General features: G+C 37.5%; 21 protein-coding genes and 1 pseudogene. 5 read left to right on the top strand and 17 right to left on the bottom strand.

Translation table 11 applies throughout. The features are described 5' to 3' along the window. Positions 1-33: 33 nt before the first annotated feature. Both J4Q03_RS00740 and J4Q03_RS00735 read right to left on the bottom strand, forming a co-directional pair. Positions 34-420 (bottom strand): hypothetical protein, encoded by a 387-nt coding sequence (locus J4Q03_RS00740; protein ID WP_426046338.1) that lies wholly within the window; start codon positions 418-420, stop codon positions 34-36. 98 nt (positions 421-518) lie between these two features. Next, complete coding sequence (locus tag J4Q03_RS00735) at positions 519-1286, bottom strand: hypothetical protein (protein WP_426046337.1); 768 nt, start codon at positions 1284-1286, stop codon at positions 519-521. Positions 1287-1465: 179 nt separating this feature from the next. Here J4Q03_RS00735 and J4Q03_RS00730 point away from each other — a divergent pair, with 179 nt between their 5' ends. Further along, the gene (locus J4Q03_RS00730; RefSeq protein WP_426046336.1) at positions 1466-2470 is read left to right on the top strand and encodes an LLM class flavin-dependent oxidoreductase; all 1005 of its coding nucleotides are present in this window, start codon (positions 1466-1468) and stop codon (positions 2468-2470) included. Positions 2471-2537: 67 nt separating this feature from the next. Beyond that, positions 2538-3659 carry a 3,4-dihydroxy-2-butanone-4-phosphate synthase gene (gene ribB / locus J4Q03_RS00725; RefSeq protein ID WP_426046335.1) on the top strand — a complete coding sequence of 374 codons (1122 nt, stop codon included), beginning with the start codon at positions 2538-2540 and terminating at the stop codon, positions 3657-3659. 236 nt (positions 3660-3895) lie between these two features. Here ribB and fmt read toward each other — a convergent pair whose 3' ends face one another. From fmt to folK, 5 genes and pseudogenes are all read right to left on the bottom strand, one after another. Continuing rightward, the gene (fmt, locus tag J4Q03_RS00720; protein WP_426046334.1) at positions 3896-4840 is read right to left on the bottom strand and encodes a methionyl-tRNA formyltransferase; all 945 of its coding nucleotides are present in this window, start codon (positions 4838-4840) and stop codon (positions 3896-3898) included. Positions 4841-4965: 125 nt separating this feature from the next. Beyond that, complete coding sequence (locus J4Q03_RS00715; RefSeq protein WP_426046333.1) at positions 4966-6873, bottom strand: RecQ family ATP-dependent DNA helicase; 1908 nt, start codon at positions 6871-6873, stop codon at positions 4966-4968. 77 nt (positions 6874-6950) lie between these two features. Further along, positions 6951-8387, bottom strand: coding sequence for an OmpA family protein (locus tag J4Q03_RS00710; protein WP_426046332.1), 1437 nt, complete (start codon positions 8385-8387; stop codon positions 6951-6953). Positions 8388-8430: 43 nt separating this feature from the next. Further along, a pseudogene (locus J4Q03_RS00705) lies at positions 8431-9531 on the bottom strand (OmpA family protein); the annotation flags it as partial. A gap of 20 nt (positions 9532-9551) precedes the next feature. Continuing rightward, positions 9552-9968, bottom strand: coding sequence for a 2-amino-4-hydroxy-6-hydroxymethyldihydropteridine diphosphokinase (folK, locus tag J4Q03_RS00700; RefSeq protein WP_426046331.1), 417 nt, complete (start codon positions 9966-9968; stop codon positions 9552-9554). A gap of 20 nt (positions 9969-9988) precedes the next feature. Between folK and sppA the strand changes: the two genes are divergently transcribed. After that, positions 9989-11743 carry a signal peptide peptidase SppA gene (gene sppA, locus J4Q03_RS00695; protein WP_426046330.1) on the top strand — a complete coding sequence of 585 codons (1755 nt, stop codon included), beginning with the start codon at positions 9989-9991 and terminating at the stop codon, positions 11741-11743. A gap of 72 nt (positions 11744-11815) precedes the next feature. Here the strand turns inward: sppA and J4Q03_RS00690 are convergent, their stop codons facing one another. The 6 genes from J4Q03_RS00690 to rpmB form a co-directional block, all read right to left on the bottom strand. Continuing rightward, positions 11816-12070: a GlsB/YeaQ/YmgE family stress response membrane protein gene (locus J4Q03_RS00690; RefSeq protein ID WP_111960539.1), complete on the bottom strand. Its 255-nt coding sequence runs from the start codon at positions 12068-12070 to the stop codon at positions 11816-11818. Between the two features lie 68 nt (positions 12071-12138). Further along, a complete protein-coding gene (gene ftsY / locus J4Q03_RS00685; RefSeq protein WP_426046329.1) occupies positions 12139-13092 on the bottom strand; it encodes a signal recognition particle-docking protein FtsY in 954 nt (317 codons plus the stop codon). Positions 13093-13101: 9 nt separating this feature from the next. Then, a complete protein-coding gene (locus J4Q03_RS00680; RefSeq protein WP_426046328.1) occupies positions 13102-13569 on the bottom strand; it encodes a RidA family protein in 468 nt (155 codons plus the stop codon). A 97-nt stretch (positions 13570-13666) separates the two neighbouring features. Beyond that, the gene (locus tag J4Q03_RS00675) at positions 13667-13819 is read right to left on the bottom strand and encodes a DUF4295 domain-containing protein (protein ID WP_073175385.1); all 153 of its coding nucleotides are present in this window, start codon (positions 13817-13819) and stop codon (positions 13667-13669) included. 19 nt (positions 13820-13838) lie between these two features. After that, positions 13839-14021 carry a 50S ribosomal protein L33 gene (gene rpmG, locus J4Q03_RS00670; RefSeq protein ID WP_007841812.1) on the bottom strand — a complete coding sequence of 61 codons (183 nt, stop codon included), beginning with the start codon at positions 14019-14021 and terminating at the stop codon, positions 13839-13841. 6 nt (positions 14022-14027) lie between these two features. Next, positions 14028-14270: a 50S ribosomal protein L28 gene (rpmB, locus tag J4Q03_RS00665; RefSeq protein ID WP_002976757.1), complete on the bottom strand. Its 243-nt coding sequence runs from the start codon at positions 14268-14270 to the stop codon at positions 14028-14030. A 240-nt stretch (positions 14271-14510) separates the two neighbouring features. Between rpmB and J4Q03_RS00660 the strand changes: the two genes are divergently transcribed. After that, positions 14511-16223, top strand: coding sequence for a T9SS type A sorting domain-containing protein (locus J4Q03_RS00660; protein WP_426046327.1), 1713 nt, complete (start codon positions 14511-14513; stop codon positions 16221-16223). A 201-nt stretch (positions 16224-16424) separates the two neighbouring features. On the opposite strand, the gene lnt is transcribed toward J4Q03_RS00660, so the two are convergent. Beyond that, positions 16425-18059: an apolipoprotein N-acyltransferase gene (lnt, locus tag J4Q03_RS00655; protein ID WP_426046326.1), complete on the bottom strand. Its 1635-nt coding sequence runs from the start codon at positions 18057-18059 to the stop codon at positions 16425-16427. A gap of 55 nt (positions 18060-18114) precedes the next feature. Here lnt and J4Q03_RS00650 point away from each other — a divergent pair, with 55 nt between their 5' ends. After that, complete coding sequence (locus tag J4Q03_RS00650) at positions 18115-18537, top strand: VanZ family protein (protein ID WP_426046325.1); 423 nt, start codon at positions 18115-18117, stop codon at positions 18535-18537. Here the strand turns inward: J4Q03_RS00650 and proC are convergent. The 3 genes from proC to J4Q03_RS00635 form a co-directional block, all read right to left on the bottom strand. After that, positions 18518-19348 carry a pyrroline-5-carboxylate reductase gene (gene proC, locus J4Q03_RS00645; protein ID WP_426046646.1) on the bottom strand — a complete coding sequence of 277 codons (831 nt, stop codon included), beginning with the start codon at positions 19346-19348 and terminating at the stop codon, positions 18518-18520. The genes J4Q03_RS00650 and proC overlap by 20 nt on opposite strands. Before the next feature lie 70 nt (positions 19349-19418). Continuing rightward, positions 19419-20432 (bottom strand): UDP-N-acetylmuramate dehydrogenase, encoded by a 1014-nt coding sequence (gene murB, locus J4Q03_RS00640; protein ID WP_426046324.1) that lies wholly within the window; start codon positions 20430-20432, stop codon positions 19419-19421. A 4-nt stretch (positions 20433-20436) separates the two neighbouring features. Beyond that, complete coding sequence (locus J4Q03_RS00635; RefSeq protein WP_426046323.1) at positions 20437-20925, bottom strand: hypothetical protein; 489 nt, start codon at positions 20923-20925, stop codon at positions 20437-20439. Positions 20926-20927 lie beyond the last annotated feature (2 nt).

Below are 20927 nucleotides of genomic sequence, written 5' to 3'. Positions count from 1 at the left end.
ACCCGGTATCCAACGATCTTGATGTCTCCGTTTTTATCTTTTTTGCATAGAAAAAGTCTCTTCTGTTTTGGCTGTAGTACCTCTTTTAACGTCGTATACCAATAGATACTCACTTTTGGGATTAGACCCTTTTACAATAAGAGTTTCCCATTTTACTAAATTATATTCTTCAACCCGTCCAATATCATTTTGGGATGTATTGATGATCTGAAGTAATTTATCTTTGTCCGTTACTTCAAAAAACTTATCACCGAACAGGTTGTAAATTGTATCCATATTACCACCATATTTTAGTTCCCAGAAGAATTTTTGTGAAATTTCTTCTGCATCCTTTTTATCTTCCTCTCTGTTTGAAAAAGTCTGATTAAATGAACAGCTGGTCAGGAAGAAGGAAATAAGAATAAGATATAAGTGTTTCATAGTAATTTTACTTAGAGTTTTTATGAAATAAACTTCGGCTTTTTATGGGAGGAAAGCAAATAACCTTGAAGGAAATATCAAAGTATATCAGTCGCATTTTAATAGTATTCATAATTTCCATAATGAAAAGCTTGTGCTCTCTGCAAGTAGAAACTGTTTGTAATTTGCTCATTAAGTTTATCAATCAGGGTGTTCATTTTTTTTGATCTGTCAGCTTTCTGTTGGTCAGTTGCTTGATGATCAATTTTAATTTCATCATCTATAATTTGTCTCAGAGATTTTATGTAGAGTGCTTTTTGTTTTGAAATATCGTAAGTTTTTTGATTTTCATCATTTTTTTTTGAATATAGATAAATTGAATACTCAGCATATCCTAAGATTCTTGATTGCTGATGCCCGAAATAAGTTCCTCCATATTGAATGTCGCTGAACAGAGTGTTAATATTTGAATAAATGTCAATGAGTTTTTTTCTTTGCTCTGAATATTTTTCAATACCATTTTTTTGCTTCACAAAATAAGCGTACAAAATATAATATTCATCTTTTCCCTTTTCGCTTCCAAAATTTAAGCTGTTTCCAAACTCTCTGTATAAATAATCGGGATTTTCAGGAATCTCAAAAAGAAATTCACTATGATTATCTATTATTGTGTTAAAATCTTTTCCCTTAAATTGTAAAGTATCACCAATTTCGGTAGCTATTACTATTGTATTCAGCGTTGTATAATATTTTGAATTGCGATTGGCTTTATCTTTATCTGAAGTAGAATTTTGCTGAATTTCTGTAGGAGCTTTATCTTTTATATTTTTCTGCTTTGTACAGTTTACAAAAGATAATATTAATAAAGCAATAATAATATTTTTCATAGGGTTGTTTATAATCAAATATACAAAGTCTGTTTACATCGTATGAAAAATCATTTAATTAAAAAATTATTTCAATAGTTTTTTCCTGAACTAGCTAATCCATCCTATCAATTACAAAAAGTAACTAATGCAATTTATAAGGTTTAAATTTGTTTGGTTTTAAACCTAAAATTTGAAATATGAAAAATTTTGAAATATCGGTACTTGATCTTGCTCCCGTAAAGCAGGGAAAAAGTATTCATGATACCTTTCAGGACAGTCTGTCTTTAGCAAACCATACTGAAAATTTAAATTATAAAAGGTTCTGGCTGGCCGAGCATCACAATATGGAAAGTATTGCGAGTTCCGCCACTACAGTTCTGATTGGTTTTATTGCCAACGGGACAAAAACAATTAGAGTAGGATCCGGTGGAATTATGCTTCCGAATCACAGTTCGTTAATCATTGCAGAACAGTTCGGTACTCTGGAATCTCTTTTTCCGGGAAGAATAGATCTTGGCCTGGGAAGGGCTCCCGGTACCGATGGTCTTACTGCCCAGGCTTTGGGAAGAAACCCTGCCATCATCAACCAGCAGTTTCCGAGACAGATTTTGGAGCTCCAGACATATTTTTCGAAAAATAATTCTGATGCTTTAGTCCGTGCAATTCCGGGGGAAGGTCTCGATATTCCGCTTTATATCCTGGGGTCCAGTACAGACAGTGCGTGGCTGGCTGCGGAACTTGGACTTCCATATGCTTTTGCAGGCCATTTTGCGCCCGAACAGATGGAAATGGCTTTTAAAATTTACAGAGAACATTTTCAGCCTTCGGAACAGCTGGATAAACCTTACGTGATGGCGTGTGTTAATGGTGTGGCAGCAGAAACTTCCGAGGAAGCGCATAAAATTTCCACCACTTTATTTCAGGCATTCATCAATATCATCAGAAATGACAGGAAACCTTTTGCCCCGCCTGTAGATGATATGGATGACATCTGGTCTCCCATGGAGAAATCGATGGTGCTTCAGAAACTAAAATATACATTGATAGGAGACCAGACAGAAATTGAAGAAAAACTGAAAGATTTTCAGGAAAAATTCAATGTAGATGAATTAATTATCAACTCGCATATCTACGATCATCAGAAGAGACTGAGATCTTACGATATTTTCAGAGAGGCGGCAAACTCTTTATCCAAAGCCTAACAAACCCTTCATATTAATTGGCAGATGCTTATTTTTATAAGTATCTTTGCACAAATAAAAAGTAAACATGTCTGATATTAAATTGAATACTATTCCAGAGGCCATCGAAGACCTCAAAAATGGTAAAATAATCATAGTAGTAGATGATGAAGACAGAGAAAACGAAGGCGATTTTCTTTGTGCTGCAGAACTGACAACGCCGGAAATTATTAATTTTATGGCTTTTCACGGAAGAGGGCTGATCTGTATGCCGCTTCCTGAAAAAAGATGCGACGAACTTGGCCTTGAAGTCATGGTAAGCAGAAGCAGTGATCCTAAAGAAACAGCTTTTACCGTTTCTGTTGACCTGCTTGGAAATGGAACATCTACAGGTATTTCTGCCGGTGACAGAGCTAAAACCATCTTAGCTTTGATGGATGAAAAATCCAAGCCTACAGATTTCATGAGACCCGGCCATATTTTCCCACTTCGTGCAAGAAAAGGAGGGGTTTTAAAAAGAGCAGGACATACTGAAGCTGCTATTGACCTTACAAGCTTAGCAGGATTAAAGGAAGGAGGAGTGATCTGTGAGATCATGAATGATGACGGTACCATGTCACGTTTGCCGGAACTTCATGCTTTCGCTCAAAAACATGATATGAAGATTGTTTCTATCGAAGATCTTATCCATTATCAGCTTAAAAAAGGAAACCTTATCGAAAGACTGGAAGAAAGAAAAGTAAAAACAGCTTATGGTGAATTTGACTTTTTTGCATTCAGAGAGACATCAAATGACCAGATCCATTTTGCTTTGACAAAAGGTTCATGGACGGTTGATGAGCCTGTTTTGGTAAGAGTTCAGTCTTCGGATTCATATTTTGATGTACTGACAAGACTGAATAACGGTGAAAAACCTTTATTGGAGAAAGTAACCAATATGGTGAATGAAGCAGGAAAAGGAGCTGTTATTTTTATCAATAACGTTTCAAATTCTGAAAATACACTGAGAAAGCTTCAGCAGTTCCTGAATTATCAGGACGGACAGGAGCAGCATCCTACATTAGCATACAATTACAGAGATTACGGTATCGGAACACAGATCCTGAAAAATCTGGGTATCAATAAATTTAAAGTGATCACTCAGAATCCTAGTATTAAACCACAGGTTGGAGGATATGATGTAGAGGTGACAGAACTGGTTCAGCTGTAAAAATGAATTGTAAATGGTCAATAGTGGATAAATACTAGAGACTATTTTATAGAGATAAAGTCAATAAAAGGTTTAGATTTTTCTAAACCTTTTTGATTTTTAAACCGCAATAAAGCTTTTAACGAAAAACATCAGTGAATATATTGGAGTTTAAGAGTCGGATCTCAGACTATTTAAATCTTCAACTTATATTTGCTCTAAAACCTTAGACGATCTCCAATTTTTCCCCCGCAACCTTACAGGCTTATTTCATCAAAATTTCTGAATCCATTCAGAAAATCCTTTACAGTCATTCTTTTTTTGCCTTCAAGCTGAAGTTCCAGTGGGAAATAAACGCCGTCTTCTGTATATATTTTAAATTCGTTCTTGGAAATATCCAAAGTTCCGGAAGGTTTTCCATGATCCGTGGCTTCAAATTTTCCTGCGAATATTTTTAGTCCTTTTTCCTCGTCTCCAATTTTTATAGTCGTGAAAGCTGCCGGATAAGGTGACATTCCAAGGATAAACTGATGGACTGTTTTTGACGGAGCTTTCCAGTTGATTCTGGTATCTTCTTTAAATATTTTATAAGCATTTTTAGGATGCTCCACATGAGGCTGAGATCTTTCAGTAATGGCGTTTTCTGCTAATCCGTCAAGTGTTTTTACCACCAGCTTTGAACCCATTACCATTAGTCTGTCGTGGAGACTTCCCGCGTTTTCATCAGGTAAAATTTCCAGTTCTTCCTGAAGAAGAATATTTCCCTCATCTATTTTTTCATTAATAAAAAATGTAGTTGCACCGGTTTTTTCTTCGCCGTTAATCACAGCATAATTGATAGGAGCAGCGCCTCTGTAATCAGGAAGAAGAGAAGCATGAAGATTGAAGGTTCCCATTTTAGGCATTTCAAAAAGAACCTTGGGCATCATTCTGAAAGCTACGACTACAAATACATCAGCATCCAGTTTTCTAAGTTCTTCTAAAAATTCAGGGTTTCTCAACTTTTCCGGCTGAAAAACAGGAATATTATTTTCTGAAGCATATACCTTTACCGGTGACTGATTTATTTTCTGTCCGCGGCCACTTGCTTTATCGGCCACAGTAACAACACCTACAACTTCATGATTCGACTGATGGATAGCTTCCAAAGAAGTTTTTGCAAATTCCGGAGTTCCTAAAAAAACAACTTTCAATGATTTCATACTGCAAAGATAAGGGTTTTTGGCGTTTGAGCGTTTTAGGGTCTGAGAGTTTGAGAGTAAATAATTGAATAGTCTTAAATCTGAAGTCTCTTCATCATTCTCCATTACTTATCACTCATTACCCATTACTCATGATTCAACGCGTATGTTCTGAAATTCAGCATTTTTATTTTTCCTGAATCTAAAAGGAAAATAAGGTTTTCTAAAATGTTGTTTTTAGAATGGTAGTTAAGCTGGACAGAAAGATCTTCGATGGTTGAAGGTTTTTTAGCCAGCAAATTAATGATTTGCTGGGAAATGTTTTTTCCGAAAATGGATTGCTTATTCTTTTCACAAACTGAGCATTGCCCACAGTTCTTTGTGTTCTTTTCCCCAAAATAGGCGAGAATAAGTTTCATTTTACAGTAATCATTATTTTCTATAAAGAATTTAATCTCTTCCCACTTCTGGATTTTATTTTTTTGAATGTGTTCAAAAAGTTTCCAGTAGGCTGCATTAATTGCTCTTTCATCACGTGGTTTCAGAAATTTGATGCTTGAGAGGGCTCCGTCTACATATTCCAGATATTCTTTTTGCCGGAGTTCTTTAAGTCTTTCTTTAATAAGAGGAACACTTACCCCGATCTTATTACTGACCTGCTGCTCGCTGAACATTACCTTATGCGTGGTAATTCCTGATACGGTACGGAGCAGTAGCTCTATGAAATAGGCGTCTTTCTGTGGCAGCTGGTCTATTTCCTCAGCATTGAAGAGAAGCTCCAATGAAGACAGGCTTTTGTTGTCATTATGATAGATGATCTCCTGATTGTGCAGAAAATTAAGGACATTGCTGATCTTAGCTTTCGACAGCCTGGTAAAATTCTGTATCCCCTGGATGTTCAGCTGAAAAGCTTTTTCAGGAAGCTCATATTCTGCTACCTGGAAAATAGAGTAGAGGTAGGTGATGATCTTCAAAAATTCAGCTTTGTTTGGGGTCTGGTTTTTTAGGATCTCATCAAAATTGAGTAGTTCCTGTTTATTCCAAAGAAGAAAGGCAAAACTGTCTTTACCGTCTCTTCCTGCTCTTCCGATCTCCTGGTAATAATTTTCCAGTGATGGAGCAGGGGAGAAGTGAATCACAAAGCGGACATTATCCTTATCTATTCCCATCCCGAAGGCGTTGGTTGAAATAAGAACGTGGCTGTCACTTTTATTCCAGATGGCCTGTCTTGTATTTTTTTCTTTCGTTGTTAAACCGGCATGAAAATAATCTACATTGTTTACCTGGTTTTTTTTGAGGAATTCTGCCAGCATTTCTGCATCCTTCCGGGTTCTTACATACACAATCCCGGAATCGTTATTGTGTTTTAAAATATCAAAAACACGCTGGAATTTATCAGAAACTTCATCCAAAAAGATCCTGATATTTTCTCTCCTGAAGCTTTTCTGAAAAACAAACGGATTTTTAAGTTCCAGTTTATTCCTGATCTCTTCCAAAACTTTAGGCGTTGCAGTAGCTGTTAAGGCAAGGCAGGGAATCTTCGGATGATTTTTTCTGAATTCTTTGATATTCTGGTAGCTGGGACGGAAATCCTGTCCCCATTCTGAAATACAGTGGGCTTCATCTACAGCTATAAATGACAGCTGGATCTCATCAATATTCTGGAGAAACTGTTTATTGGTCAGTCTTTCCGGAGATACATACAGCAGTTTGGTAAGCCCGTCTTTACAGCGGTCATAGATGGCTTCTGCATCATACTCATCCAGTTCAGAAGAGAGATAGTCCGCTTCAATACCCCGGTGTTTAAGCTGGCCTACCTGATCTTTCATCAATGCAAGAAGGGGGGAAATCACCAGGCAGGTTCCTTCCTTCAATAAGGCTGGAAGCTGGAAGCAGAGAGATTTTCCAGCGCCGGTAGGCAGAAGAACGAGGCTGTCTTTTTCATTAATGACTGCATCAATAATTCCTTCCTGAGAATCTCTGAAAGTATCATAACCCCAAAAATATTTGAGGGTATCATATTTTAATTTTTGGAAATCCTGCTGAGAAATCATAAGGTAAAAGTAATAAAACTATTACAACAAAAAAAGCCGTGCAAGGCACGGCTTTGATATATTTACTAATAATTATATTATTTAGCTTCGAAATATACTCTTCTGTTAGCTCTGTTTTTCCATTCAGGACATTTAGTAGCTGGTTCACACTCAGGGTATTTAAGGTCTTTTTCACCTCTACCGATTGCGTTCAGTTTAGAAGATTCTACTCCGTTTTTGATCAAATAGTTCTTAACGCTATTCGCTCTTCTTTCAGATAGCTTTTGGTTATAAGCATCAGAAGCTCTTGTATCTGTAGCTCCAATTACGTTATATGCACCGTTTGAAGAGTTGATATATGAAACAGCATTATTCAAAATTGGAGTGTTTGAAGGTAAAATTCTGTCAGAATTTAAATCAAACTCAATTCCTTCAAGCTTAGTTTCCGTTTCTACTACAGGTCCTGCAGTTGTTGTAGGACATCCGTTGTTTTCAACAGGTCCAGGAACAGTTACACACTTGTCGTAAAGGTCAATTACACCGTCAAGGTCAGTATCAAGAGCAACACCAGCACCATCCACTCTTGCACCAGCAGGAGTATCAAGCTGTCTGTCCCAATCGTCACAAACTCCGTCGTTATCAGCATCACCTTTTTTACATACTTCAATATCCTGGTTTTTGTTAGCCAAAACATCAAGCTTGTAATAGATTTCCTGAAGCGGATCGTGCCACATTAGGTGAGATTCGTGTTTTCCTAACTTCAAGGTAAGACCTAAAGTCGCATTGAAGAAGTTATCTGATACCTGCTCTTCACGTTTGTTGATAGCACTGTATTTGTCACCTCCTCCATCGAATTCATCATCACCGGTAACTACATACATTACTCTACCTTCAAGGTCAAGTCTGTTGTTGATTTTGTATTTCAAACCGGTACCAGCCTGCATAAACATAGATCCTAGTTTGAAAGGTTTAACTTCCGTAGCCAGTCTCTGTCCTTTACTGTCTTTTTGGTAAGCCCTGTAAGCAATAGTACCTATACCTGCATACCCGTGAAGTGCCCATCTGAAAGGTGAATGGTTATCAACTCTTCTCAATAGATTAGAGAAGTTGATGTCTCCTAATAAAGAGATTGCATCATATTGAGTTCTTGCACCTACAGCTTTTGCATCTGGAGCAGCATCTTTAGTGTTGAACCATCCTTGTCTTGTTTCACCTCTGTCATATTGTAATTTTAAACCGAACGCATGAGTGATCGCTTTATCAATACTTACATAAGCAGAGTATCCGAAAAGGTTTTTACCGTTACCATTCTTGATAGATGTTAAATCAGCTGACTGTACAAGTGGTACACCTGCACCGGCTGAAATAGACCAGTCATTGAATCTTTTTGACTGATTGGTAAACGGAGAAACATTGGCAGAACCAGAAGAAAATGTGTTTGGATATTCTCCATTTGAAACTGCTGTTGAGTCTTGCGCATAGCTAGCGGCTGGAATTGCCATTGCTAATGCTACAATTGCTAAACTTAATTTCATAGTGTATTTTTTTATTTTAGTTAATTAAATGATTTTATTTTGTAGGACATCCGTTGTTTTCAACAGGTCCGGGAACCGTTACGCATTTGTCATACAGATCAATAACTCCGTCAAGATCCATATCCAAAGCTACACCGGCACCATCTACTCTTGCCCCTGCAGGAGTGTCAAGCTGTCTGTCCCAGTCATCACATACACCGTCATTATCTGCGTCTCCTTTTTCACATACTACAAGTTCTGTAGCTGCATTTTCTAAAACGCTAGTTCTGTAGTATGCTTCCTGAAGTGGGTCATGCCATGCTAAGTGTGATAATTTGTTTCCTAACTTGAAAGAAACTCCTAAAGTCACAGTCCATGCATTATCAGATCTTGAATCACTGATCATATTATACTTTGATCCTGGAGTTGCTGGATCGTAATCGTTGGGATCACCCCATCCGCCACCATCAAATTCATCGTCACCACTTACAATATACATTGTTCTTGCTTCGATGTCGATAAGTTTTGATACTTTGTATTTTACTCCTGTTCCGAACTGATAGTATAGAGAGTTAATGTCAAACTCTTTTTTGATAAACAAAGGAATTCTTTTAGGACTTTCGCTCCATCTGAATTCATTTCCGTCATGCAAAGAAGTGTTGTAACCTTGGAACCCAATTCCTGCATAACCGTGTAATGCCCATCTGTAAGGAGAATGATTATCAACTCTTCTCAACAGATTGGAAAAGTTAACATCTCCCATTAAAGCAACCTGATCAAATTTAGTTGTTGCTGTACCTACTCCGGCTGCAACACCTGCTGAACCTGGTAACATTGCTTTTTGTTTCGTTTCACCTCTCTGATAGATAAGGCTTAATCCAAAAACATGAGTAATCTGTTTGTCAACACTTACGTAAGCATTATACCCCCAGTTTGCCTTTTTGTCATAAAAAGATCTAAGATCAGAGTGCGCCATGAATGCAGCACCTCCACCAACGGAAATAGACCAGTCGTTGAAACGTCTGGCTTTGTTGTCAAAACGCTGTACATTAGCAGAACCTGAAGAGAAGGTATTAGGATACTCACTAGAAGAGTTTACTGCGGTACTATCCTGGGCATAAGCCGCGATAGGTAGTGTGGCCAATAATAATAAACCTAATTTCATATATGTTTTTTATGTTTTACTTAGATAAAATCTTTCAATAATATTTTAGAAAATTCCCTTTCAAATAAATGCTTTTGATGGGGTATCTCTAATTTCTTTGACCTGAATTTCAGATCGTTATATTTAATGATATCAATATCTATTATTCTATCGCTATAACCGCCGGATGCTGATGAATCCTTAGTTCTTCCCATCTCAACTTCTATATTTTTAATAAAATCAAGCAGTTGAATCGGCGAGAGACGCGTGAATATTACTGATGCAATATTACAAAAAATATTGGAACTGACAAATTCTACAGGTTCGGTTATTAAAAATTCGCTTAATTGTGAAATGTAATTACCGCCCTCACTGATTTTCTGTAAGGCCAGCTCTAAATTTTTTTTTTGATCTCCAAGGTTACTTCCTAGTAACAAAACTACCTTATGCTGCGACATATTGGAAAATTGATTGATTTATGAGAAGTTTCTTTAAAAACGTACTGGCAAATATAGTGGCTATTGTCATATTATGTGCCTTATTTTTCGTCTTTTTCATTATGATGCTTGTGTTCAGTTCTATGGGGAATGACAAATCTGTTGTAGTGAAAAATAATTCCGTTCTTACGATTAATTTAAAGACCAATATAATAGACAGCCCTACTGAAGAGGAGATGGGACTGTTCAACATCAGCGATAAGAGCAAGAATGTAATGCTTTACGATGCGCTGGAAGCTATTAAGAAAGCAAAGACCGATGATCATATTAAAGGGATAAGTATTGAAGCTGACGATGTACATGCCGGAATGACGCAGATAGATGATATCAGAAATGCTATTGAGGACTTTAAAAAGAGCGGGAAATTTGTGTATGCTTACGGTAATGCTGTTTCGCAGTCTTCTTATTATTTAGGATCTGTTGCAGACAAGTATTATCTTAACCCATCAGGAATGATAGAGTTGAAAGGACTGGCTACAGAGGTTACATTCTTTAAAGATTTTGCTGATAAATACGGTATCGGCATAGAAGTGATAAGACATGGAAAATTTAAGTCTGCAGTTGAACCTTTTTTGAGAAATGATATTTCTCCGGAAAATAAGGAACAGCTGGGAACCCTATTAAATGACATCTGGAAAAGCACATCCACTAAAATGGCTGTTTCAAGAAAAATTGATACTGCTCAATTTAAAATGGTGGTTGACAGTTTATATGGGATGATCCCTGAATTAGGGTTAAAATATAAACTTGCTGATCAATTGATTCAGAAAACGGAGTATGATCAGATGATAAAATCGAAGCTTAGCCTTAAAGAAAAAGAAAAGCTGAATAAAGTATCATTGGCAGGCTATATCAGTTCTTATGCAGATGAAGATAAGTCCGGAGAAAAAATTGCGGTATTGTATGCTTCAGGAGGAATTAACAGTGGTGACAATTACAACGAGATCCATTCTGAGAAATATGTGAAATACATCAAAGATCTTCAGGATGATGATAAAGTTAAGGCAGTTGTTTTCAGAATCAATTCCCCGGGTGGAAGTGCTAATGCTTCAGATGAAATTTTATTTGAATTGCAGCAGCTGAAAAAGAAAAAGCCATTAGTGGTTTCCTTTGGAGACTATGCTGCCTCAGGAGGATATTATATTGCAATGGCAGCAGATAAAATTTATTCAGAGCCTAATACACTGACGGGGTCTATCGGAGTTTTCGGCGTAATACCTTATTATAAGGATATCGCAAACAAAAACGGTATCCGTTCAGATATTGTCGCAACCAATGCTAACTCCCAGTATTATTCACCTCTGAACGGCGTTACCCCTTACGGAGTAAACCTGATTACCAGAAGTGTAGAAGGAACTTATAAAAGGTTTGTACATTTTGTAACACAGAACAGAAAACAGACTTTCGAGCAGATCGACAGTATTGGTGGTGGAAGAGTGTGGAGTGGGGTACGTGCTAAGGAAATCGGTCTTGTTGATGAACTTGGAACACTGAATGACGCTGTAAAATTTGCAGCACAGAAAGCCGGATTGAAATCTTACCATGTGTCTTCTTACCCTAAAAAAATGTCTCCATTTGAGCAGATCTTCAAAGACCTGAATGAAGAAGATATTTCTGCGAGGATCATTAAGAATAAAATAGGTAAAGCCAACTATGAAATTCTACAGCAGATTACCAATGAAAAGCTGCAGTCTGAGGTGAAAATGGAAATGCCTTACCAGATTAAGATCAACTAAACTAAATTATATTGTACGAAAAATCCCGGGACTGAATTTCAGTTCCGGGATTTTATTTTTTATTTACCTGTATTAGCCTTTCCTAGTAGCCATTCCGTAGATCCAGAGAACTATAAGTGCTCCTCCTACAGCTAAAAGCATGCTTCTGAAATCAAAACTGTCTGTAGTTCCCCATCCCAAAAGACTGCCTATAAATCCTCCTACGAAAGCTCCAACAATACCTAAGATAATCGTCATTAGCCAGCCGCCGCCTTGTGTTCCAGGCATAATAAGTTTTGCAATTGCGCCCGCGATAAGACCAAATATGATCCAAGTTAAAATTCCCATAGTCTTAAATTTTTATGTTAATAATGTATAAAATTTGATGTCTAATTTAAAGATAAATATGATAAAAATCATCTTTTCTTGAAAAAAGAATCTACAAATTCTGTACCATTAAACAATTGGAGGTCCTGCATCTTTTCACCTACCCCTATATATTTTACCGGAATCTGGAACTGATCTGATATACCTATAACCACACCTCCTTTAGCTGTGCCGTCGAGTTTTGTTACTGCTAATGCATTTACTTCCGTAGCTGCTGTAAACTGTTTTGCCTGCTCAAATGCATTCTGTCCTGTAGACCCGTCAAGAACCAGAAGGATTTCATGAGGAGCATCAGGAATCACCTTCTGCATTACCCTTTTGATCTTGGAAAGTTCATTCATCAGGTTGATTTTATTATGAAGCCTTCCTGCAGTATCAATGATCACTACATCTGCACCTTGTGCAACAGCACTTTGTACAGTATCAAAAGCTACAGAGGCCGGATCTGAGCCCATATCCTGTTTAACGATAGAAACTCCCACTCTTTCGCTCCAGATCGTCAGCTGATCTACCGCCGCCGCCCTGAAGGTATCTCCTGCACCAAGGACAACCTTTCTGCCCTCAGATTTGAACTGGTGAGCCAGTTTTCCGATCGTAGTGGTTTTCCCAACACCATTTACGCCCACTACCATTATTACATAAGGTTTTTTTGAAGCGTCAATGTTTCCTGTTCCGGCATGAGGGTTTTCAAGAAGCAACCCGGAGATTTCTTCACGGAGAATATTGTCAAGTTCACCTACACCCACATATTTATCACGGGCAACACGTTCTTCAATCCTTTCGATGATTTTTATAGTTGTGGATGCGCCAACGTCAGAGGCAATCAGTATTTCTTCCAGGTTATCCAGTACTTCATCATCTACTTTGCTTTTACCGACTACGGCTTTCGTCATTTTTTCAAAGAAACCCTGGCTGGATTTTTCCAGACCTTTGTCTAAAGTTTCTTTTTCTTCTTTTTTGAAAATATTTTTAAACCAACTCATAGTTCATTCTTATTTGTTTTTTATAACTGCCGTAGCCTCTACTTCTATAAGTACATTATCTCTGAAAAGACGTTTCACTTCCACAAGGCTGCTCACGGGAGGATTTTGAAGGTTGATATATAAGTCACGGATTTTTCTAAAGTCTGGTGTTTTGGAAATGTCGGTGATGAATATTCCCAGTTTTACAATATCCTTTCCGGTAGCTCCATATTCTTTCAGAATGAATTCAATGTTTTTAAAAACCTGCTGGGTCTGTTTCTCGACGTCGTTTCCTACAACATGACCCGCGGCATCCAACGGAACCTGTCCGGAAAGCAAGATCATTTTAGAAGTTCCACAGTCGATACTTACTGATTGTGAAAGCCCTTTAATAGTGAAAACCTCTGAGGAGCCTTTATATTCTACATTGCTCATTTTTTCCTGACCGAATGAAAATAGAAAAATTTCTGTGAAAACCAGAATAAAAATCTTTTTCATATGAATATATTTAATTGATTAATGATCTGGTGAGCAAAGATAACAAAAAAACTACCCAAAATCTGAGTAGTTTTTTATATTGTAAATAAAGTGGAGATTATTTCTTCAAATAACCGTCTACTTCGTCTGCATTCATTACTTTTTCTTCGAAAACGTAAGCACCTGACTTAGATGACTTAATCATTTTCACAACTTTAGTCATTTTTTTTGACTGACCGCTTTGTAGGGTTGCTACTACTTTCTTTGCCATGGTAAATTATATTTATAAATTACTTGATTTCTTTGTGAACTGTAACTTTCTTAAGAACAGGATTGTATTTTTTCAACTCCAGTCTCTCAGTAGTGTTCTTTTTATTTTTAGTAGAAATGTATCTTGACATTCCCGCCATACCACTCTCTTTGTGCTCTGTACATTCAAGGATTACCTGAACTCTGTTTCCTTTTTTTGCCATGATTTATTAATTCTTTTTAATCAATCCGTTTCTAGTAGCTCTTTCAATAGCTTCCTCGATTCCAATCTTGTTAATCACTCTCAATCCATGAGCTGATACTTTCAGTGTTACGTGCTTATCTTGCTCCGGAAGGTAAAACTTCTTCTCCAATAAGTTAATTTCAAAACGACGCTTCGTTTTGTTATTAGCGTGAGAAACGTTGTTACCAACCATTGCACGCTTTCCTGTTATTTGGCAAATTCTTGACATATCTCGATGTTCTTATTTGTATAATATTTGAGGTTGCAAAATAACGAAGAATTTTTTAGATAGACAAATCTTTTGAAAAATATTTACAAATAACTGACTGATTAATAATCATGAATTTTAAAATAAAAGAATCCCTGAGATACGCTGAGCCAAGTGACTGATATATTTCATGTAAACTTTCCGGCAAAAGCAGATCCTAATGTTTTATCTTTGTTTTTAATTAATCTAAATAAAAATAATATGAGGAGAATTTGTATTCTTTTATCTATGCTTCCGGTTGGTCTGATGGCTCAGGATTATACTGAAATCCAGAGCGGTATGAAAAATTTCTACTACGGATCGGCTGCAGCAGCTGATATGGATGGGGACGGAAAGCAGGATGTAGTGATCAACGGAGCCATTGATACGGACCATGATGGAAATGTTGATACGTCTTTTAATGAAGTATACAAAAATAACGGAATTTCACTGGAGCCTTATGCTCACCTGGGAGTGAATGCAACGCATCTGGGAGATATAAAATTCATGGATTTTGATAATGATGGCCTTCTGGATATTATTTCTACAGGATTAAGTTATAATGATGTTGTGAATTATAAACATTACAGATTCCGGAATTCAGGGACAGGTTTTACTAAAGATGCTGAGCTTGACGGGAAAATCTATGGGTCTTTAGAGGCTTTTGATTTTAATAATGATGGTAAGATAGATTATGCTATTAACGGAACACAATATGTAGAAGGAGCTGGCTTTCTGAATAATCTGGATTTTTATAAAAATACCGGAACTGATTTCGTAATCTTTAAAGGTTGGCAACCAGGGACACAGAACGGAAGCTTTAAGTTTGTGGATCTCAATAATGATCATCTTCTCGACCTCGTTATTCTGGGAATGGAGCAAGGTGATATTCCGGTCTGTAAAGTGTACCTGAACCAGGCAGGAATCCTGACGCCTTCGCAGGATCTTACTGCTCTGACGGGTGGAAAAATGGATTTTGCAGACTTCAATGCGGATGGCTATCAGGATATTGTTATCACAGGTCAGGATGACAGCTATTCCGGATTTCTTGCCGTACTGATGAATGACGGGACCGGACATCTGAACCCACAACAGATAAACGTTGCTGAAATCTCAGATTCATCTGTCGCCACAGGTGATCTGAATAATGACGGATACTATGATTTTATCGTTTCCGGAAACGATGAGAATAACGATGCTGTAGTAAAAACTTTTTTATACCATCCTTCCACTCAGAATTTTATTGAAAATATACCTACAGGACTGTATACTTTAGGAGGTCCGGGTTTTGTGAATTTACTTGACTTTGACAATAACCACCGTCTGGATATTTTATTGGCCGGATTTGATTGGGCAGATCCGGACATGCCTTCACTTACCAAAATTTTCAAAAATACTTCTACGGAAGTTAACCTGAAACCTGTACCTCCTGCAGTCCTTAATGTCACAAAGTCCGGAAACCGCTTTAATTTCTCATGGAGCGGTGCCTCTGATGACAAGACCCCAACCAATGCCCTTCGTTATGAGATTAAAGTTGGATCTACTCCCGGAGCCGCCAATATTGCAAAATATATCGTAACAACACCATCATGGTTCCTGGATCTGGATCCTTCTGTTCAGAATGTGTATTGGAGTGTAAAATCAATAGATGCTTCAAAGGTGTTTTCTGATGCTTCAGTACAGAGCACATTGGGAACGCGTGATGTAAAGGTAAACAGCAAGGTTTCAGTATATCCGAATCCGGCATCAGAAAAGGTATTCATTAAAGGAGAACAAGTTTCGGATGTTGAAATATATTCTATAGACGGAAGAAAACAGAATGTTGTTTTAAACAATGATCAGTCGATCAATATATCACACCTTGCCAAAGGAGCTTATCTATTAAAACTGAAAACTAAAAACGAAATAACCACTCGAAAACTTATGATTAAATAAAACTGAAGAGTTCTATTAGTAAGAAAAGCCAGACGTCCAGCTGGCTTTTCTATTTTTTAAGCAGAAGATTTGATTGAAAAAGAACTTTATCCCAGCGGATAAAGTTCTTTTTATTTTGTTAAAAGCCTATGTGTACTTTTTTATACACAAAATATTAAACTAAAAACAGAATATTTTCTTTTGTGACTGTTGTGGTTGATATTATGCTTTCTTAGTCCTGTTCCTGAACTTTTCAATCAAGAAGTAAAACAGTAAAAAGCCCAGTGCAAAAATGGAAAACCTTGATAACAGGTCTCCGGCTCTTGTATAGAAGGTCATCGTTTCGTAAAGATTCACTTTGGCGAATAATGTCGTTTTATCCCCATAGAAAGTATCTGCTTCTACTTCTCCTTTAGCATTGATATGAGCGGATATGCCACTGTTGGCAGCACGCGCAATTTCTCTTCGGGTTTCTATAGCTCTTAGCTTTGCGTACGAAAGAAGCTGTTTGTGTCCTTCTGTGACGCCCCACCAGGAATCGTTGGTCATAATCGCTAAGAAGTTGGCGCCTTTTTTTACATAATCCGTAGTAAATTCTCCGTAGATGCTTTCGTAGCAGATAATAGGGGCCAATCTGCCTTTATTGTAAGGATTTGAAAAAGATTTTCTTTCCTCATCTATTCCTAAAGAAGCCACAGTTCCGCCCAGGTTAAGCATTGCATCGCCTAAAACTGGCTTTAAAACACTCATGTACGGGAAGATCTCAACACCAGGAACAAGTTTTCCTTTGTGATACACCTGAGCTTTCTGTTGTGGTGCAAGCTGAATAGCCGTGTTATAGCTTTCTACCCAAAGTTCCGGATTAACCTGATAAGCTTCCTTCGGGATATTTTCCTGGCTTTTATAGAAACGGTGTGAAGAAATTCCTGTTGCAAAAACAGCTCCCGGATGTTTTGTTAAAAATTCTTTCACATTATTTAAAAGCAGGCTTTTCTCAAAAGCAGTTTCGGAGATTGATCCTCTTCCGGGAAGGGCTGTTTCAGGAGCGATATAATAATCAATCTTTCCTTTTGAATTATCTTCAGCTAAAGTTAAAAGATCATTTTCAATAGTCAGGCTGTCCTTTGAATATTTTTCGGCGTAAGGATCGAGATCCGGCTGCAGCATCAGTACATTGACCTGTCCGGAAGGTTTTTCATCGAAATTATTGTATTTGATCAGTGAGATGATCATCGGAAGAATGATTAAAGCAGTAACAATTGAAGTGTTTTTAATCAGATCTTTTCTTTTTCTTCCTGCTTCCCAGGTTCTTAAAGTATAGAAAATTAAAACATTGATCAGTAAAATCCAGAAGCTTCCACCGGTTGCTCCCAAAGTGTCGTACCATTGTATTAATTTAGGATAATCTGAAAATACATTTCCTAAATTAAGCCACGGCCAGGTCAATTCCCAGTTCATGTGGAATTTTTCAAAACTCATCCATATGGCAATCAGAAATCCTAAGCCCCAATACGTTCCCTGTGCATTTTTGTACCAGTGATAGCACTGGAAAACAAGAGAATAAAGAAAAGAATTAACCAAAACAGGAAATACAACGGCCATCATGGAATGGCTTCCGTCAGGGTTTCTGGAGCCATATAACCATCCTGTCGTTACAATATTCCAGATTACAAAACAAAGATAGGAAAGCCCGAAAACCATCCAGCTTTTTCTTTTATACGATGAAAATTTTGAGATTCCGTGTTCCATCATTAAGAGCGGAACAAGAGCAAAAAATATAAAGAACGGAACTCCGTAAGTAGGCCACGAAACAGACAGCAGCATTGCTGAAATGAGCGTAAGTAAAATGTATTTCATTAAATTAATTTAACACACAAATTTAATGTTTTTGAAATGAATAAATTTGTACCTGATGTTAAAGAAATCTTATAAAATCATTATTATTCCGTATACGCTGTTTTTGCTGTATCTCATGTTCTGGGGGATGGGCAGATTTCAATATGAAGATAACCAGATTACCATAGAACCCATTTTCTCAACCATAGAGTTTATCCACAATACTATTGAGTGGAAATATATTGTCATTATTGTTTTGGGCAATATTGTTATGTTCATTCCTTTCGGCTTTCTCGGTTGGATATTTCCCCGGCTTAAAGATCTGAAAGTGCTGATCTATACATTTATTTCCTTTATTGTTATGATTGAAGCACTTCAGTATTTTACCCGAATGGGAATATTCGAGGTAGATGATATCATTCTTAATACGTTTGGTACTTATCTTGGATGGCTGCTCTGCAGGTTGGTTGAAAAAAGATTTAGCCGTTTAATTCTTTAGCCCGTTTTTCAGCATTTAAAATTCCGTTTTTTAAAATTTCTTTAAAACTGTTGTCCTCAAATGTTTTTAAAGCCGCTTCAGTGGTTCCGCCTTTGGAAGCTACGTCTTTGATGAGCTCTTCCAGATTTTTCTCCGAATTGTTGATCAGATGATAAGCTCCCAGCATAGTCTGCTGTACAAACAGTTTGGAAAGATTTTCATCGATACCCATTTCTACGCCTGCTTTGATCATTGCGTCCACGATATAATAAAAATAGGCCGGTCCGCTTCCTGAAAGTGCGGTAACGCCGTCCAGAAGATCTTCGTTTTCGAGATAAACGGATCTTCCCGTACTGTTCAGCAGCCGTTCAATATTGATCAGTTGGCTGAAAGAAATACCTCCCGCGGCAGTATAGCCTGTAATTCCCATTCCCAAAAGGGTAGGAGAGTTGGGCATGGCTCTCACCACCAGTGGATGATTTAGTAATTTCTGAATTTTTTCAATCTTAATCCCGGCCATAATAGAGAGGACCATCTGGTTTTCTTTCAGGGTAAACTGAAAATGCTGAGTAACATGCAGAAAGTCCTGCGGCTTTACAGCCACAATAATAAGATCAGCATCCAGTTCTTTGGTTTCTTCGAAAGTAGAGATCTGTGATTTGGGAAACTCTTCGGCTATTTTAGAAATTTTGGACTGACTTCGTGTGATCAGATGTAAATCTTGCGGCTTGATCAGTTCGTACTTTAAAAATGATTTGGAAAAGGAAAGGCCCATATTGCCGGCTCCGAGGATGGCTATTTTCATGTTTGTGGTCTTTTTTTTAGCTAAAATAATATTTTTATTCCTTCACGAGGTGGTTAATTCATAAAAAAGACTGTTTCATAAAAACAGCCTCTTTATATTAGATAATATTTACTTCCCGTTCCAGCTCTATCCCAAACTTTTCTTTTACAGAATTGATAATCTCTGTAGAAAAATCGAAAATTTCTTTTCCGGTGGCATTTCCTGTAGCGTTCACAATAACTAAGGCCTGAAGTTTGTGTGATGCCGCATTGCCAATCTGTTTCCCTTTCCATCCGCATTGTTCAATCAGCCATCCGGCAGGTACTTTTACAACATCTCCGTTCGGATAGCCCGGGATATTTTCAAATTTCTGTTTTAAATCTTCAAACTGGATCAGAGGAATGGTTGGATTTTTGAAAAAACTTCCCGCATTTCCCATTTCTTTAGGATCCGGCAGCTTGCTCCGTCTGATATTGATCACCGCTTTGGAAACATCCTGAATGGTAGGATGAGTGATGCCTAAATTTTCGAGCTCCGTTTTTATCGCTCCATATTCTGTTTTAATGTGATGATTCTTCTTTGTCAGTTTAAAACTCACTTCCAGAATTACATATCTTCCTTTTCCTTTCTGCTTGAAAACAGAATCCCTGTAGCCGAAACGACATTCTTCAATATTAAAAGTTTTAAGCTCAAGATCTTCAAGATCTAAAACAGTACAGCTGACAAAAACATCTTTTATTTCCGTTCCGTAGGCTCCGATATTCTGCATCGGTGAAGTTCCTACATTTCCTGGAATTAACGATAAATTTTCCAGTCCGCCGTAATTTTTTTCAAGGCTGTACATCACAAATTCATGCCAGTTTTCCCCGGCTTTTGCCGTTACAAGCACTTCATCTTCATTAAGGTCTTTTTCAGAAATTCCCTTTAAGCTGAGCTTAATGGCGAGACCGTCAAAATCTTTCGTCATCAGTATATTGCTTCCGCCACCTATAAATAAGATCTGAAGATGGTGATCTTTGGAATATTTGACGGCAACCCTGAGCTGTTCAAGGCTTTGTACTTCAGTAAAATATTTTGCTTTGGCATCAACACCAAATGTATTGTAAGGCTTTAAGGAAAAATTTTCTTGCATGTTTTTATCGGTATTCTGTGGGAAGAATGAGATGAAGTTGTTCTTTAAACTGTTTCAGCTGCCTGTAATGCAGTGTGTCAGCATAAGAATTGACATAAATATGTGACTTTTTCGGAGTCCTGATCTGAAAAGTTTCATCGATGCCGTCCAAAGGCTGTTGGCTTGGAGAACTTTGTATCACATCCAGCTCTTTAATATTGATCGGTGAGATGAGGTTGTTCCAGGTTTGTCCACTGATAGCTGAATCCCACTCCTGATGGACTTGGCGGGCTGTGATGCCCTTTTCTGCATGTATGGAGTCTTTTGTGATTTTGATGATCTTATAATCACCCTGGTCACCACCGATATTAGATAAGCTGATGAAGGTTATTTCATCCGGACTTTTATGACGGACAGAAGTTGGTTCTTTCTTTTTATCACAGGAAAAAAATGCCGGCAGCAAAAATATTGAAAACAGGAGTTTCAGGGAAGTATTTTTTATTGCCGGCATCATAC

The organism is Chryseobacterium sp. NFX27, from assembly GCF_049887855.1.
In the GTDB taxonomy this organism is placed as follows: domain Bacteria; phylum Bacteroidota; class Bacteroidia; order Flavobacteriales; family Weeksellaceae; genus Chryseobacterium.
Note: the sequence above shows the minus strand (reverse complement) of the source record. Positions and strands in the feature narration are given on the sequence as shown.